Annotated in this window: 12 protein-coding genes and 1 pseudogene; 6 read left to right on the forward strand and 7 right to left on the reverse strand. The window is 68.7% G+C overall.

Annotated elements, in window-relative coordinates; translation table 11 throughout:
* The 5 genes and pseudogenes from CEJ42_RS25330 to CEJ42_RS22865 all read right to left on the reverse strand — a co-directional run.
* Window positions 1–107: pseudogene (locus CEJ42_RS25330) on the reverse strand (type VI secretion system tube protein Hcp); the annotation flags it as partial.
* Window positions 108–530: 423 nt separating this feature from the next.
* A complete protein-coding gene (tssC, locus tag CEJ42_RS22850; protein ID WP_088752662.1) occupies window positions 531–2,015 on the reverse strand; it encodes a type VI secretion system contractile sheath large subunit in 1,485 nt (494 codons plus the stop codon).
* Window positions 2,016–2,042: 27 nt separating this feature from the next.
* Entirely contained in the window at window positions 2,043–2,537 is a 495-nt protein-coding gene (gene tssB, locus CEJ42_RS22855; protein WP_088752663.1) for a type VI secretion system contractile sheath small subunit, read from the reverse strand.
* 378 nt (window positions 2,538–2,915) lie between these two features.
* A complete protein-coding gene (locus tag CEJ42_RS22860; RefSeq protein WP_079217160.1) occupies window positions 2,916–3,260 on the reverse strand; it encodes an STAS domain-containing protein in 345 nt (114 codons plus the stop codon).
* A gap of 101 nt (window positions 3,261–3,361) precedes the next feature.
* On the reverse strand, window positions 3,362–3,799 hold the full coding sequence (locus tag CEJ42_RS22865; RefSeq protein WP_088752664.1) for an ATP-binding protein: 438 nt from the start codon (window positions 3,797–3,799) through the stop codon (window positions 3,362–3,364).
* Between the two features lie 296 nt (window positions 3,800–4,095).
* On the opposite strand from CEJ42_RS22865, the gene CEJ42_RS22870 reads away from it, so the two are divergent.
* From CEJ42_RS22870 to CEJ42_RS22895, 6 genes are read left to right on the forward strand one after another with little or no spacing between them, the layout of a single operon-like run.
* Entirely contained in the window at window positions 4,096–4,956 is an 861-nt protein-coding gene (locus CEJ42_RS22870; RefSeq protein ID WP_088752665.1) for a formyltransferase family protein, read from the forward strand.
* Window positions 4,957–4,993: 37 nt separating this feature from the next.
* The gene (dapF, locus tag CEJ42_RS22875) at window positions 4,994–5,860 is read left to right on the forward strand and encodes a diaminopimelate epimerase (protein WP_129587823.1); all 867 of its coding nucleotides are present in this window, start codon (window positions 4,994–4,996) and stop codon (window positions 5,858–5,860) included.
* Window positions 5,857–6,642 carry a hypothetical protein gene (locus CEJ42_RS22880; protein WP_079217164.1) on the forward strand — a complete coding sequence of 262 codons (786 nt, stop codon included), beginning with the start codon at window positions 5,857–5,859 and terminating at the stop codon, window positions 6,640–6,642. The genes dapF and CEJ42_RS22880 overlap by 4 nt, the downstream gene beginning before the upstream one ends.
* A 1-nt stretch (window position 6,643) precedes the next feature.
* A complete protein-coding gene (locus CEJ42_RS22885) occupies window positions 6,644–9,622 on the forward strand; it encodes a PP2C family protein-serine/threonine phosphatase (protein ID WP_088752667.1) in 2,979 nt (992 codons plus the stop codon).
* Entirely contained in the window at window positions 9,619–12,060 is a 2,442-nt protein-coding gene (locus CEJ42_RS22890) for an MFS transporter (protein ID WP_088752668.1), read from the forward strand. The genes CEJ42_RS22885 and CEJ42_RS22890 overlap by 4 nt, the downstream gene beginning before the upstream one ends.
* 20 nt (window positions 12,061–12,080) lie before the next feature.
* On the forward strand, window positions 12,081–13,142 hold the full coding sequence (locus tag CEJ42_RS22895) for an ABC transporter substrate binding protein (RefSeq protein ID WP_165774492.1): 1,062 nt from the start codon (window positions 12,081–12,083) through the stop codon (window positions 13,140–13,142).
* 53 nt (window positions 13,143–13,195) lie between these two features.
* Here CEJ42_RS22895 and CEJ42_RS22900 read toward each other — a convergent pair whose 3' ends face one another.
* Complete coding sequence (locus CEJ42_RS22900; protein WP_088752670.1) at window positions 13,196–14,764, reverse strand: COG3904 family protein; 1,569 nt, start codon at window positions 14,762–14,764, stop codon at window positions 13,196–13,198.
* A 151-nt stretch (window positions 14,765–14,915) separates the two neighbouring features.
* Entirely contained in the window at window positions 14,916–16,598 is a 1,683-nt protein-coding gene (locus tag CEJ42_RS22905) for an HD family phosphohydrolase (RefSeq protein WP_079217169.1), read from the reverse strand.
* Window positions 16,599–17,053: the final 455 nt, after the last annotated feature.

The raw sequence follows: 17,053 nt of genomic DNA on the forward strand, positions 1-17,053 counted from the left end.
TCCACGGCTTGCACGAGAATCTTCCCCTCGTGGCCTTTGACTTTGGTCGAGCCTTCGATCTTGCCTTGGTTTTGGCCTTCGAGGATCAGGTAGCAGGGCATTGGCATGATGGTTTCCTTAATCACTGATGAACGTTGTTTAGCGTCGGCCGGGACAGCGCCATGCCGTCTCCCGCCACCGTTTTGCTTGCGCCTCGGTCTCCCCTCGGCGGTTCTGCTCAGCCCCTCTCACCTCTCATGTGGTCTGTGCATGAGTTGTATTCTGAGGGTGTTGCGTTACGGTTCCGTGTCAACCCGACCCGGCTTCCGTTACAGATGAAACACGGGAGGCGCGCCTCCCTGCATGTCTTGCCGTTACTTGAATTGCCGCTTGATGTTGTCGCCTGGGGTTGCCGCCGGACGGCGGCCGAGGAGTGAACGGCCGCTCGCGCGAGCGCCGCAGTGACGGGCAGCTCCCTGTCCTGCCCATGAAGATGTTGCGGCCGCGGGACGCGCCTCCTGTCCCCTCTCGCCTCCCGCGACCTGGTGCGATTACTTCTTGTCCAGCTTGCCCACCAGCGACAGCGTGAACGATGCGCCCATGTACTTGAAGTGCGGGCGCACCTTGAGGTCGACCTTGTACCAGCCCGGATCGCCTTCCACGTCGGCCACCACGATCTCGGCCTGGCGCAGCGGACGACGGCTGCGTACGCCTTCGGCCGGGTTGTCCATGTCGGCCACGTACTGGCGGATCCAGTTGTTCAGTTCGCTCTCGAGATCGCCGCGCTCCTTCCAGGTGCCGATGTTCTCGCGCTGGATCACCTTGATGTAGTGCGCCAGGCGGCTCACCACGAACATGTAGGGCAGCTGGGTGCTGAGCTTGTAGTTCAGCTCGGCTTCCTTGCCTTCCTTGGTGTTGCCGAAGAACTTGGGCTTCTGCGCCGAGTTGGCCGAGAAGAAGGCTGCGTTGTCGCTGTTCTTGCGCATGGTCAGGGCCATGAAGCCCTGTTCTGCCAGCTCGAACTCGCGGCGTTCGGAGATCAGCACCTCGGTGGGGATCTTGTTCTGCATCTCGCCCATCGACTCGTAGGTGTAGACCGGCAGGTCGCCCACGGTGCCGCCGCCTTGCGGGCCGATGACGTTGGCGCACCAGCGGTAGTCGGCGAAGCTTTCGGTCAGGCGGGTGGCGAAGGCGAAGGCGGCGTTGCCCCACAGGAACTGCTTGTTGCCGCCGGAGACGTCTTCGGTGTAGTTGAATTTCTTGGCCGGCACGGTATCGGTGCCGTAGGGCACGCGCAGCAGGAAATGCGGCAGCGTCAGGCCGATGTAGCGCGCATCCTCGCTCTCGCGGAAGGAGTTCCACTTGACGAACTGCGGGCCTTCGAAGATCGAGGCCAGGTCCTTCAGGTTGGGCAGCTGGTCATAGCTGTCCACGCCGAAGAACTGCGGCGCCGTGGCGGCGATGAAGGGCGCGTGGCTCATGGCCGAGACGCTGGCTGCGTATTGCAGCAGCTTGATGTCCTGGCCGCCGGGGCCGAATTCATAGTTGGCGACGATGGCGCCGAAAGGCTGGCCGCCGAACTGGCCGTATTCGGCGGTGTACAGGTTCTTGTACAGGCCGGACTTGGTGATGTCGGCGGAATCCTCGAAGTCTTCCAGCAGCTTGTCCTTGCTCACCGACAGCATCTGGATCTTCACGTTCTCACGGAAGTTGGTGCGGTCCACCAGGAACTTCAGCGAGCGCCATGCCGACTCCAGCTTCTGGAAGTTCTCGTGATGCAGGATGGCGTCCACCTGCGCGCACAGCTTCTTGTCCAGGTCGGCGATCATGCTGTCCACCGTGGCCTGGGTGATGCGCTCCACCGAGTTCTGCGGCTCCAGCAGCTGCGAGATGAAGGCCTGGATGCCCTGCTTGGTGATCGAGTAGGCGTCGTCGCCCGGCTTGATGCGGGCCGATTCGATCAGTTGGTCCAGCAAGGAATCGCCGGCCTGTGCGTCAGCCGCCTGCGGGGCGGACTGCTTTTGTTCTTCACTCATGTTCTCTCCCTCGTGTTCCGGTTCCGCTTACTTTTCTTCGATACCCAGTTCGGACAGCAGGCGGGCGCGCACGCCTTCATCCTCGATCAGCTCCTGCACCTTCTTGCGGAAGTCGGGGATGTTGCCCAGCGGGCCCTTCAGGGCCTTGAGCGCGTCGCGCAGCGCGATCATCTGGCGCAGCTCGGGCACCTTGTCGACGATGGCGTCGGGAGTGAAGTCGTTGATATGCTCGAAGCTCATGTTCATGGCCAGCACGGCGTCCGGGTCGGCCTTGTCGTCGAGCTTGTTGGGAACGGTCAGGTCCAGCGACAGCTTCTGCGCCTTGAGCACGTCGTTGAAGTTGTCCTTGTCGATGTTGACCGGTTTCATTTCCTCGATCGGGGTGTCGTCATTGCGCAGCGTGTAGTCGCCCATCACCAGCAACTTCAGCGGCAGCTCGACTTCGGACTTGGCATCGCCGGTCGCGGGACGGTAGACGATGTTGACGCGTTCTTTCGGTGCTACTGATCCATCTGCCATGATTACTCTCCTGAAATGGGTGCGGCGCGATGCGCGGAAATGGACGGACCGTCAAAGCCGTTCCGTAGAGACAGTGAAGTCTGGCAAATAGTAATACAAACCTATCGAAGAAAAACCAGTAAAAAACCGCCCCAGTATTTCAATTGAAATAATGACAGCGGCGTGCGCGAAGGCCCTGCCAAAAAGGCACGACCGGCCTATTTCATCCTGCGGTCACAATCGACGCACCGACATGAAACGCAGCCGCACCAGGCGATGGCGCACGCGAAAAAACCGACGACAATTGCCGCCGGAACAAGCGCAGGGAATGGGAGACTGTAGCGCCGGCCCGGCAGGCGCGCCATCACTGAAATCAGTTAGACGGCGGCCTGCGGGCGGGGCTCATCCCAGGTGGGAGAAGTGGGTCAGCGCCTGTTCGCGCGTATCGGTGACGGTGAGGATGGAGAGGAAGCCGCTGATGTCGAACACCTCGCGGATCTGGCTTTGCATGCCGAACAACACCAGCACGCCGCCCGATTGCTTGAGCTTCTTGGCCACCAGCAGTACCACGCGCAGGCCGGCGCTGGAGATGTAGTCGAGCCGGCCCATATCGACCAGCAGGTCGCTCTCGCCCTTGGCGATCTGGGCCAGCAGATCGGCCTCCACCTGGGCGGCGTTGACGCTGCTGATCTTGCCTTCCAGCCCAACCTGCAGGATCTCGCCGGCTTTCTCGAATGTGATGTTCATGATGGATCTCTGTGTGGAGCCTTTACGGAACCCGGCCGGTGCCGTCCGGCAACTTTCGCATGATGTAAATCACTGCAAACCCCGCGCGGCGCACCGTCTTCTTATTGGAGCGGATCCAGCGCCTTGGCGAAGCGCAGGATGTTGTAGCGTTCGGTGCGGCGATAGGACACCTCGTCCATCAGCGTCTTGAGGAAATGCACGCCGAGCCCGCCGATCTCGCGCTTGTCCAGGTCCAGCGCGAAGTCCGGCGGACCGCCCACCAGCGGGTCGAAGGCCATGCCGGTGTCGCGCACCTCGCCGACCACCTTGCCGCCCTCCAGCGCCACGCGCACGTAGATCGGTTCGTCGGCGCCGTTGCCGTCGGGGAAGGCGTAGTTGATCACGTTGACCACCACCTCCTCCAGCACCAGATTGAGGTTGAAGGCCAGCTTGGGCGGCAGGCCCTGCTCGCCGCAGAATTCGTCGACGGCCTCGGCCAGCCGCTCCAGTTCGGCGACATCGTTGTTCAACTCGAGTAACAGCTCGGACGGTTCGGACATCGGACTTCCTCGGCAGTCGATTCTGCGGCGAGTGTAGCACGCGCCGCGCGGGCCGCAAGGCGCATCGGCATGCCCGTCCGATGTAACGCGGCGGTCACCTGCGGCACGCAAGATGGCGACCTGGCGCCAACGCGTCAGGCCGGCGTGGCGAGAATGCCCGCGAGTCGTTCCGCCGCGCCCGGATGCGTTCTACAATACATGCCGAAACCACGGCGCCCGCAGACGAACAACAACAGGGCCGGCGCCGGGTCGCGCCTTCGCCGGCGCGCGGCAGGGGAACCGAAAAGGGGTGAAGGGTGAAAATCTTACTGTGTACCAAGCGCGACCTGGTGGGCAACATGATGCTCAACCGCCTGCTGCCCGCGCTGGCCGACCGCTACCAGGTCGAGGTGCTGCTGGCCAATCGCATCCGCCCCGAGACGGCGGCGGTGGCCGAACTGGGCTGGCTCAAGTTCTTTGAGCAGGACCTGCCCAACCGCCTGCTGTTCCCGCTGCTGGACCAGCGCGGCGGCGCCGACAACGGCAGCCGCTGGTGTTCCTTCGACACCCTCGCGCGGCGCCACGGCGTGCCGATGCAGGACGCCGGCCATATCGCAAGGGGCGCCGAGCTGACGCGCCGGGTGGAAGGCGTCATGCCCGACCTGATCGTGTCCTTCCAGTTCGGTTTCATCTTCAAGCCCGAGGCGCTGGACGTGCCGCGCCTGGGCGCGCTGAACCTGCATTCCGGCGCCCTGCCGCGGCATGCCGGCGTCAATCCGACGTTCTGGTGCATGAAGGACGGCGAACCGGAAGCGGCCTGCACGCTGCACTGGATAGATCGCGGCATCGACACCGGACCGCTGCTGGAAGTGCGGCCGATGCAGCTGGACTACACCCGCTCGCTGTTCTCCAACTGGGTCGACAACTATCGCAACGGCGCGCAGATGATCGAAGATGCGGTGCATGCGCTGGGGCGCGGCGAGCAACTGCCGTCGACGCCGCAGGTCGACGCCGAGCGCCATTACGTGCCCAAGCCCACGCCCGCGGATTTCGCCGCGCTGGCCGAGCGCGGCGTGCGCCTGGTGGACACCGACGACTACCTGGCGCTGCTGGCGCAGTACCTGCCGGCGCAGGCGCAGGCGCCGGTGCCGCTGGCGCCCGCAGCCGCGGCGGCCTGAACCGGCGGCGAACCAGAAAAAGGAACAAGGGGACGGCATGCTGCACTTCACCAAGATGCAGGCTTGCGGTAACGATTTCGTGATCGTCGACGACCGCGCCGGGAAACTGGCCGGCCTCGAATCGCCGCTGGCCGCGCTGCTGTGCCGCCGCCACTTCGGCATCGGCGCCGACGGCATGCTGGTGCTGCGCGCCGCCTCGCGCGCGGCGCCCGATGGCGTGCCCGCCTTCGGCATGGTGTATGTCAACGCCGATGGCCTGGTCGGCGAAATGTGCGGCAACGGCGCACGCTGCCTGGCCGCCTTCATCCGCCGCGCCGGCCTGGCGCGCGAACACCTTGTGCTCGATACCGCCGCCGGCGCGGTGGAGGTGCGCTTCCAGGACGGCGAGATCGTGCTCGACCTGCCGCCGCCCGGCGCGCCGCGCGACGACATCGCGGTGCACTGGCGCGGCCGCGACTGGCTGTTCGACGCCATCGACATCGGCGTGCCGCACGCGGTCTCGTTCGTCGATTCGCGCGCCGCGCTGGCCGCCGCCCCGGTGGCCGAACTGGGCCGCCACGCGCGACACCACGCGGCCTTCATGCCGCGCGGCGCCAACATCAATTTCGTCGCGCTCGATCAGGGCCGGCTCTACCTGCGCACCTATGAGCGCGGCGTCGAGGAAGAGACGCTGGGCTGCGGCACGGGCGCCACCGCCGCCGCGCTGCTGGCGCATCGCCGTTTCGGCCTGCCCTCGCCGCTGACGGTGGTCACCTCCAGCGGTGAAGCGCTGCGCATCCGCTTCGACGGCATCGCCGGCAAGCTGCTGCAACTGTGCGGCGGCGCGCATTTCGTGGCCGAAGGCGAGACCTGCCCGGGCTTCGCCGACCACCTGCTGCGCTCCCCTGCCGAGGCCACCGCATGAAGCACCGGCTGCGCCTGTCCCGCCTGGTCCTGACCCTGAACCGGTTCTATGTGCTGGCGCTGTCGTGCGCGCTGCTGCTGGCCCTGGGCGCCGGCGTGCTGGGCTGGCTGGCCACGCTGGAGCAGCGCGGCGCGGCGCTGCGCGAGGGGCGCTTCGAGTTCAGCCTCAACACCATCCGCAGCGGCGTCGAGGCCGGCCTGCAGGTCGGCCTGCTGCTGCCCGACCTGCCCGGCGCGCAGCAACTGATCGAACAGAGCCGCTCGCAGGAGCGCGTGATCCTGTCCATCGACATCTTCGACGCCCAGGGCCACATCGTCTTCACCACCGACAGCGGCGGCGTGGGCGCGGTGATCCCGGCGGCCTGGCGCGCGCCCTGCCTGACCCGCGCGCGCGGCAACTGGAGCGGCGTGGACGAGGAAGGCCGGCTGGTGTGCGGCGCCGTCATCAACGGCTTCGACCAGGTGGCCGGCGGCGTGGCGCTGCGCTACCGGCTCGACGACCGCGCCGGCACCTTCGGCCAGCTGGGCGGCTTCTGGCTGCTGCCGCTGCTGTGGGCGGCCGGGCTGGCGCTGGTGGGCGGCCTGTTCGGCTGGCTGCTGCTGCGCCCGGTCGAGCGCCGCCTGCTGCAGCAAAGCGACGCCCTGGCCGGCCTGCGCGACGGCCGCAACGACACCCTGACCGGCCCGGTGGCCGGCGCCTTGCTGGCCGCCGCCGCGATGCAGGAAGAGTTCGCCCGCATCGACGCCGAAGCCGACCGGCTCGACAACCTGGAGTCGCGCTGACATGCATGCCCGCCTGCGCAAACTCTGGATCAGCTGGACCGTCCTCGCCCTGTGCGTGCTGCTGGCGTCCTCGCTCGGCCTGGGCTGGCTGGCGCAACGCGCGGCCGCCAGGCTGGCCGCGCCGGAGCTGCGCCAGACCGCCGAGGTGATCGGCCGTTCGCTGGTGCGCGAGATCGAGCGCGCGCTCAACTACCAGGTGCCGATCGACCGCCTGGTCGACGTCGACGGCTGGTTCCGCGAGGCGGTGGACGGCAACGCCATGCTCGAGGCGCTGGTGCTGGCCGACGCCGGCGGTCGCCAGCTGGCCGCGGTGGGCGCCACGCCGGCGCTGCAGGCGGCCGTCGCACGGCTGCAGCAGGATGGCGGCGCCGGCGCGATGGTGGACCAGGCGCTCTACTTGGCCGCCATCGAGGTGCGTGGGCGCGACGGCGCCGTCGCCGGGCGCCTGTACGTGGCCAGCGTGGCACCGCCGCTGGGCTGGCAGGGCTGGTTGTGGTCGCTGGCGGCGGCGCTGCTGCTGGCGGCGGCGGTGTGCTGGTTGCTGCGCGGCCTGGTACGGCGGCGCCTGCAGCGGCCGTTGCAGGCCTGCATCGCGGCGGCCGAGCAACTGGCCGCGGGCGACCTGCCGCTGCTGCCGCTGGTGGGCGTGCGCGACCCGGCCACGCAATACCAGGCCTCGCTGGCCGAGCGCATCCACGGCCTGCGTCGCCGCAACGACTACCTGTTGCTCAAGGCCGGCGAGGTGCGCGCGGCCCACTTCGATCCCGGCATCGTGCAGGCGCTGGACCAGCTGGCCGTCCCGCTGGCGCGCCGCCAGCACAGCGGCAGCCGGACGCTGCCCGAACAGGCCTGGGCGCGACGGCGCCTGCCCAGCGGAGCGCAGCGCGCGCTGCTGGCGGCCTGCTCGGCCATCGCACTGATCGGCGCCTGCGCCTGGGGCCTGCATCACGAATACCGGCTGGCCGACGAGCGCCGCCTGCTGGGCGCCGGCAACCAGGTGCTGCAGCAGGCCTGGCAGGCCACGCTGGACGAAGACCGGGTGCAGCTCGATGCCGAACTGAACCGCCTGATGGAGCATCCCGGCATGGCCGCGCTGCTGGCCGGCGACAACGACCAGGCGCTGGACGACGTGCTGGAAGAGGCCTCCACGCCCAGCCTGATGTTCGCCATCTTCCACCTGGACGGCACGCCGCGCGTGGCCAGCGGCCAGAAGGACGAGACCACCCGCATCGACCCGCTGACGCTGGCGCCGCTGCGCCAGGCCGGCGCGCGCGGCGGCGCGGCCATCCACGGCGTGTGGCAGAACGCCGCGCACGTCTACCAGAGCGGCGTGGCGCGTCGCATCGACCTCGACGAACGCGACACCGACAAGCAGCTGGTGGTGATGGCCGCGCGGCCGCTGGAGGACAGCCTGGCGCGCCTGCGCCGGCGCCTGCAGCAAACCCAGGCCGCGGCGGGCGAGGCGCCGCCGACCGCCCTGGCCGACCTGCGCGGGCAACCGCTGGCCGACGCCTACGCGCCGCTGGTGGCGCAATGGACGCGCCACGGCCGGCAAAGCGCGCTGGTGGGCGAAGGCAATGAACCGGCCGCGCTGCTGGCCGTGCTCGGCCTGAACGCTCCCAGCGGTCACGCGCTGGGCACGCTGATCGCGCGCCTGCCGCTGCCGGCGCAGATGGGCGCGGCCGACGGCGCGCTGGTGCTGGCCTGCCTGGCGCTGGTGGCGGCCGCGCTGGCCACGCTGCTGTTCTACCTGCGCGGCCTGTTTACGCCGCTGGCGCAGGCCACGCGCCGCCTGGAACGCCTGGCCGACGGCGACACCGACGAGGAAGAACCGGAACAGCAGAACCGCGAGAGCCGCATGCTGTACCGCGTGGTGCGCCGCATCGGCGAGAAGATCGACGCCCTGGAAACCCTGCGCCGCTCGCGCGAACGCCAGGGCAAGCGGCAGGCGCGCTTCATCCGGCTGCAGATGATGCAGCTGGCCGAGCGCCTGGATGACGTCGCCCGCCGCGGCATCCTGGAAGACCTGGAACGCATCGAACACGCCAGCCGCCCGCAGGCGCCTTCGGCCGATGCGGCCGTGGCCGCCGACGATCCGCGCCTGGAACGCATCGTCGACGAGTTCGGCATCCTGGCGCTGGGCTTCCAGAACCTGGTGAGCCGGGTCGGCCAGCAGTACCAGGAGCTGGATCGCCTGGTGGCCGAGCTGCGCGAGGCGCTGCGCACCAAGACCCAGTTCATCGCCCTGCAGCAGGAGCTGGAGATCGCGCGCAAGATGCAGCTCTCCATCCTGCCGCGCGAGTTCAATTCGCACCCGCTGCTGGAGCTGCACGCGACCATGCTGCCGGCCAAGGAGGTGGGCGGCGACTTCTACGATTTCTTCGACCTAGACCAGCACCGGGTGGCGCTGGTGGTGGCCGACGTCTCCGGCAAGGGCGTGCCGGCGGCCTTCTTCATGGCCATCTCGCGTACGCTGCTGCGCGCGGTCGCGCCGTTCTCCGAGAGCGCGTCGTCCTGCATCGCGCGCGTCAACGACCTGCTGGCGGCGGACAACGAGGAGATGATGTTCGTCACCCTGTTCTACGCCATCCTCGACACCCGCGACGGTTCGCTCTCCTACACCAACGCCGGCCACAACCCGCCCTACCTGCTGCGCGCGGCCGGCGGCGTGGAAGCGCTGCCCAGCACGCGCGGCATCGCGCTGGCGGTGGCCGAAGACATGGCCTTCCGCGAAGGCGCGGTGACGCTGCAGCCGGGCGACAGCCTGTTCCTCTTCACCGACGGCATCACCGAGGCCGCCGATCCCGACGGCCAGCTGTACGGCGAGCGGCGCCTGGCCGGCTGCCTGGACGGACTGCGCGCACTGGCGCCGGCCGAGGCGAACGCGCGCGTGATGGCGGCCATCAAGCATTTCGAGGCCGGCGGCCCGCAAGCCGACGACATCACCTGCCTCATGGCGCGCTACCGGAGCCGGACATGAACGCCCGCCGCAAACCGCTGTGGATCGGCATCCTGCTGCTGACGCTGGGGGTGGCGCTGCTGCTGTTCATGAACTACGCCAAGTTTTCCTCCACGCTGGAAGGCCGTGAGCGCGCGCGCCACACGATGCTGGCCACGCACCTGGCCAAGACGCTGGAAGCGCGCCTGGCGCTGGGACTGGAGCTGGAGGACACGGCCGCGCTGCAATCGGCCTTCCGGCTCGAGCTGCGGCACGACGCGCGCCTGCGCGCCATCGTCGCGCTGGACGCCGGCGGCGGACGCCGTATCGTGGTCCAGGATGAGGCCGGCGACGCGCGCGCCGGTGCGCCGGAACTGTGGGAAGAGGCGCGCCGCGCCGCCGCGAGCGGCCAGCCCATGCCGGAGCGCGGCCAGGCCGGCAGTCTGGCGCTGCCCTTGCAGAACGCCTTCGGCGTGCGCGCCGGCTGGCTGGTGCTGGAATACGACCTGGCCGCCACGCAGAAACAGGCGCACCAGGCTTTCAACCGCCTGTGGCCGGGCGCGCTGCTGGCGCTGGCCGCGGCGATCGTCTTGCTGGCCATCCTGGCGCCGCGCATGGCGCGCGGGGTACAAGACGCCGGCGAAGAGAACGACGAACGCCGGCGCGAACAGGGCCGGCGCGCCATGCGTCGCCTGGGCGTGCTGCTGTCGCTGCTGCTGATGCTGGTGCAGGGCGCCATCGCCTGGCGCGCCTACGGCCTGTTCAGCGAGGTCGGCGCCGAGGATGCGCCGCGCCTGGCGGCCACCTTCGCCCACACCCTGACCCCGGGACTGGAGCGCGCGCTGGCGCTGGGCATCCCGATCGAAGACCTGCGCGGGGTGAACGACTGGCTGCAGCCGGCGTTCGCCAACGGCGCCGAGTTCGCCCGCGTGGCCATCGAGAACAAGGACGGCCGCACGCTGTTCCTGGCCGACAATCCGGCCGCCGGCGAAGACCGCGCGGCCACGGCCGACAGCGTGTTCCGCTTCGCGCTGACGGTGCGCGGCGAGACCGCCGGCCAGCTGGTGGTGTCGCTCGACCCGAATCCGCTGGCCGAGCGCACGCGCCAGCTCGGCATCGAGTTCGCCACGCTGCTGGCCATCGGCGTGCTGCTCAGCATGGAGGTCCTGCACGGGATGCTGGCGCGCAACCGCCACGCCCATTCGCAGCACGAGCAAGCCGACGCCGGGCGCATGCTGGCGCGGCTGCGCCTGCCGCTGTTCCTCTACTTCACCGGTTCGGAGCTGGCGCGCGCCTTCTTGCCGATGTGGGCCAAACAGCTGGCGCAGCAGCCCCTGCCCCGCCTGTGGGAAGGCACGCCGCTGGAGCAGTGGTTTGCGCCCTTCGCGCTGCTGCCGGAGAGCCTGCGCAGCACGCTGCCGATCTCCCTGTTCCTGCTGACCATCGCCCTGGTGTCGCCCTTCGCCGGCCGCCAGAGCGCACGTCACGGCCCGCTGCGCCTGCTCAACACCGGCCTGCTGCTGGCGCTGGGCGGCCATGTCGCCGCGCTGCTGGCCGATTCGCTGCTCACGCTGTGCGTGGCGCGCGTGCTGACCGGGGCCAGCTCGGGCTTCATCACGGTGGCGGCGTTCGACTATATCGGCCGCAGCGGCGCCCGCGCGCGCGGCATGGCGGTCTACCTGGCGGCCTATGTCGCCGCCGGCATCTGCGGCGCCGGGCTGGGCTCGCTGCTGGTGGATCGCGCCGGGACTTCGGGCGTGTTCGCGCTGGGCATCGCCTTCACGCTGCTGGCGGCGCTGTCGCTGCTGCACATGCCGCGCCAGACGCACGCCGCCCATGCGCCCACGCCGCTGTCGGGCGCGCTGCTGCACCTGCTGCGCCAGCCGCGCTTCCTCGGCCTGCTGGTGCTGGTGGGCCTGCCGATGCAACTGCTGCAGCAGGGCCTGCTGTTCTACTGGGCGCCGCTGGCGCTGTCGGCCCAGGGCGAGTCGACCTCGTTCATCGGCCTGACGATGATGGCCTATTTCTTCCTGGTGCTGCTGCTCAACGCCCCGGCCGCGCGCTGGGCCGACCGCAGCGGCCGCCACGCCGCCATCGTGCTGGCGGGCCTGGCGCTGGCCGGCGCCATGGCCTTGCTGGCGGCGCTGGCCGATACGCCGGCGGCGATCGCGCTGGCGGTAGCGGCCATCGGCGTGATCTGGGCCGCCGGCTTCCCGGCGCAGGGCGCGCTGGTGCTGCGCCTGGGCGAACATGACCTGGCCGGCGTGGCGCCGACGGTGGCCATCGGCGTGTACCGGATGGTCGAGCGCATCGGCGCCATGCTGGCCGCGCCGGCGATTGCGCTCATGGTGGCCGGCGCCGGCTATGCCGGCACCTCGGGACTGATCGGCGCGCTGCTGTTGTTGTGCGCGCTGCTGCAAGGCTGGTTGCTGCTGCGCGACCGCAAGAGCGTGGCAACCGTCGCCGACGACGGCGTATGAAGCAAGGCAAGGAGAATGCAATGAACACGACGACACGCAGGGTCGGGGGCGCCATCGGCAGCGCGGCGCTGGCGATGACGCTTGCACTGGGGCTGGCAGGCAACGCCTGGCCGGCCGGCAAGAGCCTGGCCGGCGCCGCCGCGGCGGCGGTGCTGGTCAAGCCCAAGCAGGTCTACCTGATCACCAACCGGGGATGCGAAGAGGTCTGCCGCAGCTTCCAGCACAGCCTGGCCAGCCAGGGGCCGGTCAACTTCATCCTGCGCGACATCGACGGCGACACCTCGCGCATGCCGCCGCTGGTGGAGGAAGCCCGCCGCCTGCGCCCGGACCTGATCGCCACCTGGGGCACCGGCATCACGCTGGCCATGGTCGGCGCCTATGACGCGCCCAGGCGCGAGGGCTATATCAGCGACATCCCCGTGGTCTACATGTATGTCGGCAATCCGGTGGAATCCAAGGTGGCGCGCGAGGCCGGCCGCTCCGGCCGCGACAACGTGGCCGGCGCCAACACCGCCGTGCCGATGGCCGCGCAGATCAACCTGCTGAGCGCCTACCGCAAGGTGCGCAAGGTCGGCATGCTGTACAACACCAACGAGCCGGCGGCGGTGGCGCAGGCGGCCGAGGCGCGCCAGAACCTGCAGTCGCGCAGCATCGAGGTGGCGGAGGTGAAGCTGCCGCTGGGCGCCGACGGCAGGCCCAGCGCCGCCGACATTCCCGGCGCGCTGGCCGCGCTGGCGCAGCAGAAGGTGGACTTCCTCTACAGCGTCGGCTCGACCTTCACGCTGCAGCAGGTGGAGGCGATCAGCCGGGGCGCCATCGGCCTCGGCCTGCCGATGTTCACCTCGGCCGAATCGGCGTTCCGCAAGGGCGACATCCTGCTCGGCCTGATCAGCCCGCTGGCCGGCATCGGCCAGGTCTCGGCCTACCAGGCGGCGCAGATCCTGTTCCACGACAAGCGCGCAGGCGATCTGGCCACGCCCACGCTGACGCGCCATTCGGTGCTGATCAACATGCGCGCGGCACGTTCGCTCCGGCTGTATCCGCCGATGAAGATGCTGCAGTTCGCCGAGATCGCCGAGTAGCGCGGTTAGCGTGATTGGCGTGGGACTGGCAGGTAGCGGCGCATCGCGCCGCCTCAGTTGTTGCGTGAATAGAGCACGCGCAGCGCCGCCTTGCGTTCGTCATCGGGCAGCTGGTTGACCGCGCGCAGGTAGGCGATGGAGGCGTCGCAGGTGGCTTCGGGATCGGACTGGCGGCGCTCGGGCGAAGACAGGAGCTTGAGCTCGTCCTGGGTCAGCGGCGCCAGCGCCTTGCGGATCACGCGGGTGCGTTCGCCCAGCGTGAAACGACCGGCGTTGGCCGGGTCGGCGTCGCGCAGCAGGTGCTGGGTCACCAGCTGCTCGCGGTTGGCGAACTCCTGCGGCAAGGCCGCTTGCGGCGCCTCGCGACCGGCGATCGCATCGGCGCGCGAACGCGGATAGAACAGCTCGCTGCAGGCCGCCGCGCTGATGCCGCGCAGCGCCACCGCCTGGTCCAGCACCAGCTGCTGGAATTCGGCCAGCGACGCGTCGGAGGCGATCGGCAACAGCTTGCGGCTCAGGATGCCGACCTGCTCGCGGCCCACCGCCAGGATCTCCGCATCGCTGGCCCGCGCCTGCACGCGCGCCCAGGCCAGGTCGACCATGCGCGCGAACTCCTTGGGGTGATAGCGCGCCATGATGTCGAACAGCGCGCCCTTCTTGAACTCTTCTTCCAGGATGTCGCGCGAGGTGGCGATGGTGGCCAGTTGCGCCGTCTCGCCGCCGGAGGCCAGGCGCGTGAGCACGCCGGCCTGCAGCAGGCGGCCCAGCTCGGGATACCAGCTCTGGTCGGACGGCGTGTCGGCGATGCGCTCGATGAAGTCGCGCGGCAGGCCCAGCTTGCCGTAGGTGTCCAGCGTCAGCTTGCGGTCGAAGCTCTTGTTGATGCGGTCGTCGCCGCCCACCGTATACAGGGTATGAAAGCCGATGTGGGCGCGCGGGTCCATCGCGCGGTCGCGCCCGGCCATGAACGCCAGCGTGCAGGATGAGGAGCATTCCTGCTCGACGTAGGTGTTCAGGCGGTGGCGGCGGATCACGTCGCCCACCAGCTTGCCCTCGCGCACCCAGCCGCCCGCCGAATACAGCACCACGGTCTGGACCGCGGGATGCGCCTGCAGCATGCGCTCCAGGCCGTCGGCGGCGCCGTCGTTCATGCCGCCTTGCAGCAGGATGGACTTGCCGTCCACCCGCACCTGGTAGACCACCGGCGGCCCCAGCTGCTTGCCGCGCGCGATGTCGAACTGCTCGCGCAGCGAGTGCGACGCGCGGAAGGTGCTGGAGACCAGGCTGATGGCGCCGCACACGATCAGGAACTTGACCGCCACTTCGGCCCAGCGACGTCCGCCGCGCGCCACATGCCGGCCGGCCGACATCCAGCAGCCGCGCACGCCCCAGATCCACGCGACATAGCTGAAGGCGGCGATGCCCAGCACGCCGGCCACGCCGTAGCGCGCCGGCATGTCGTTGGTCAGGCGGGCCAGCGCGGAGATCGAGAAGGCCGGCAGCAGCGACGACAGCAGCACCGTGTGCAGCCAGTAGGAACGGGCGAGCGAATAGTCGCCGCGCCAGTGGCGGCTGAAGAAATTACCTGCGGATGGGGAGGTGCGGGTTACTGCCTGAGACACGTGTTACGGTTCCTCGATGGGCTGTGGTCATCCATGCTGGATGCGCTGATTCCGGCAAGCCGTCAGGATAACGCACTTGCCGGCCGTCGGCCACGGCAACGCCGTTGGCCCCGCCCGGCGGCGCCCGCGGCCGCCTGCGGCCTGGACCGGTTCAGGACCAGTCCCCCGGAATGCGCGACAGGTCGACCTCGTCGATCTGGTTCGGATGCATGAACTTGGCGGCGTACTTCTCGTAGATGCGCTGCTTGACGAAGATGTCGAACAGGTCCGGATCGATATGGTTGCGCGCCTTGAACCCGGCCAGGATGTCGATCGCCTCGTTGAGCGTGTTGCCGCGTTTGTAGGGACGGTCGGCGGCGGTGACGGCCTCGAAGATGTCGGCCACCGCCATGATGCGCGCCTGCACCGACATCTGATCGCGCGAGAGTCCCTTGGGATAGCCCTTGCCGTCGACGCGCTCATGGTGGCCGCCGGCGAATTCGGTGACGCGCGAGAGCTGCTTGGGCCAGGGCAGCGATTCCAGCATCTTGATGGTGATCACGATGTGGTTGTTGATGATCTGGCGCTCCGCGTCGTTCAGGGTGCCGGCGCGGATGCGCAGGTTGCCGCTCTCCTCGTCGTCCAGCAATGCGCGCGTCTGGCCGTCCGGGCCGCGCCACTGGTGCTGCGCGATGTCCAGCACGCGCTGCTGGTCTTCCGGCTTCATGCCTTCGGTGCCGATGTTGCTCTTGCGCAGGAAGGCGCGCTCTTCGTCCATCTGCGCGATCTCGGCCTGCAGCCGCGCGTCCAGCTCGGCGCCCTTCTCCGGCGTGAGCGCGGCGCCCAGCGCCAGCTTTTCCTGCAGCACGCGGATCTCGGCGTCGCGCTTCAGGACCTCGAAGCGGGTGTCGACCAGGTGGATGCGGTCGAAGATGGTTTCCATCTTGGTCGACTTTTCCACGATGTGCGTGGGCGTGCTGATCTTGCCGCAGTCGTGCAGCAGGCCGGCCACCCACAGCTCGCGGCGGTCGGCCTCGCTCATGCGGAAGTCCGCCAGCGGGCCTTCGGTGGTCTCGTGCGCGGCCTCGGCGAGCATCATCGCCAGCTCGGGCACCTGCTCGCAGTGGCGGCCGGTGTGCGGCGACTTCTCGCCGATGCCGATGTTGATCAGCTTGATCAGGCTTTCGAACAGGTTCTCCAGGCGATAGATCAGCTGCTGGTTGGCCATGGCCATGGCCGCCTGCGAGGCCAGCGCCTCGATGAAGTGCTGGTCGGTCTCCGAGAACGGGGTCGGCGCGCCGGTGGCCGGGTCGATGGCGTTGATCAGTTGCAGCACGCCCACCAGCTCGCCCTCGTGATCCTGCATCGGCACGGTCAGGAAGGACTGCGAGTGGTAGCCGTACTTCTCGTCGAACATGCGCATGCCGTTGAAGTTGAAGCCGGTGGCCTGGTACACGTCGGGGATGTTCACCGATTTGCGCGTATTGGCGGCATAGGCCGCCACGGCCGCCAGGTTCGGCTGGCCGTCGGCCAGCTTCAACGGGATGTTGGGAATCGAGATCGCCTGGCCGCTGCTGCCGCCCTGGTGCATCTTCAGCGTGTCGTTGACCGAGATGTAGAACATCAGGCTGTCGCTGGCTTCGTCGATGCGGTACAGGGTGCCGCCGTCGGCCTGGGTGATGTCCTTGGCGGTGAGCAGGATGCGTTCCAGCAGCAGCGGGATGTCGCGGCTGTTGCTGAGCGCGCGGCTCAGCTCGGTCAGGCGGTCGAGCCGATAGGAAATGTCGCGGTGCTGGGCACTCGCTTGGGCCGGTGCGGCCGGGGCTGCGGTCGTCGTCAGTTCAGGTGCGTTCATGCGGCAGGCTCCGCCACGCAAAGGGGACGGCGCGACGCCATGCGGGCGGGTGCGCGATCTTCGCGCGCCGTGCCGGCTGGTTGGCTGTCTGCTGCTTGCATGCTATCCCCTGTTGCGTTTGCGTTTCGGTTTGCTTCCGCGCACTGTGCGCGGATCTGGCGTTCTTCAAAGATGCTCTGACGGCATCCTGCGGATTGTATGTCGGCCTGTGGAGCGGGATTGCGGGGAGCTTGGGGATAAATGGCCTGCAATTCTCGGGCTTGCCCGGCGCCGCCTGTTTCCCCGGGGATTCATTTCCGGTTCAAATGGAAGAATCGATTACGTTTTATCCGGTATCTCCCGATTGATTTAGGGGCTTGAATCCCTTACCATCAACGACTGTTGCATAGTTTGCCACACATTGCGCAAACCCAGTCCCGGCGGGGGTTTCCGGGCTGCAACCATCGTCCCGAAAA

Source organism: Herbaspirillum robiniae (assembly GCF_002213415.1).
Classification (GTDB): Bacteria; Pseudomonadota; Gammaproteobacteria; order Burkholderiales; family Burkholderiaceae_D; genus Herbaspirillum; species Herbaspirillum robiniae.

Coding starts and splice junctions, on each gene's coding strand:
- CEJ42_RS22895 (WP_165774492.1), top strand. CDS start 12,081: ATGAACACGACGACACGCAGGGTCGGGGGCGCCATCGGCAGCGCGGCG.
- CEJ42_RS22905 (WP_079217169.1), bottom strand. CDS start 16,598: ATGAACGCACCTGAACTGACGACGACCGCAGCCCCGGCCGCACCGGCC.
- CEJ42_RS22890 (WP_088752668.1), top strand. CDS start 9,619: ATGAACGCCCGCCGCAAACCGCTGTGGATCGGCATCCTGCTGCTGACG.
- CEJ42_RS22880 (WP_079217164.1), top strand. CDS start 5,857: ATGAAGCACCGGCTGCGCCTGTCCCGCCTGGTCCTGACCCTGAACCGG.
- CEJ42_RS22865 (WP_088752664.1), bottom strand. CDS start 3,799: ATGTCCGAACCGTCCGAGCTGTTACTCGAGTTGAACAACGATGTCGCC.
- CEJ42_RS22885 (WP_088752667.1), top strand. CDS start 6,644: ATGCATGCCCGCCTGCGCAAACTCTGGATCAGCTGGACCGTCCTCGCC.
- tssC (WP_088752662.1), bottom strand. CDS start 2,015: ATGAGTGAAGAACAAAAGCAGTCCGCCCCGCAGGCGGCTGACGCACAG.
- dapF (WP_129587823.1), top strand. CDS start 4,994: ATGCTGCACTTCACCAAGATGCAGGCTTGCGGTAACGATTTCGTGATC.
- CEJ42_RS22860 (WP_079217160.1), bottom strand. CDS start 3,260: ATGAACATCACATTCGAGAAAGCCGGCGAGATCCTGCAGGTTGGGCTG.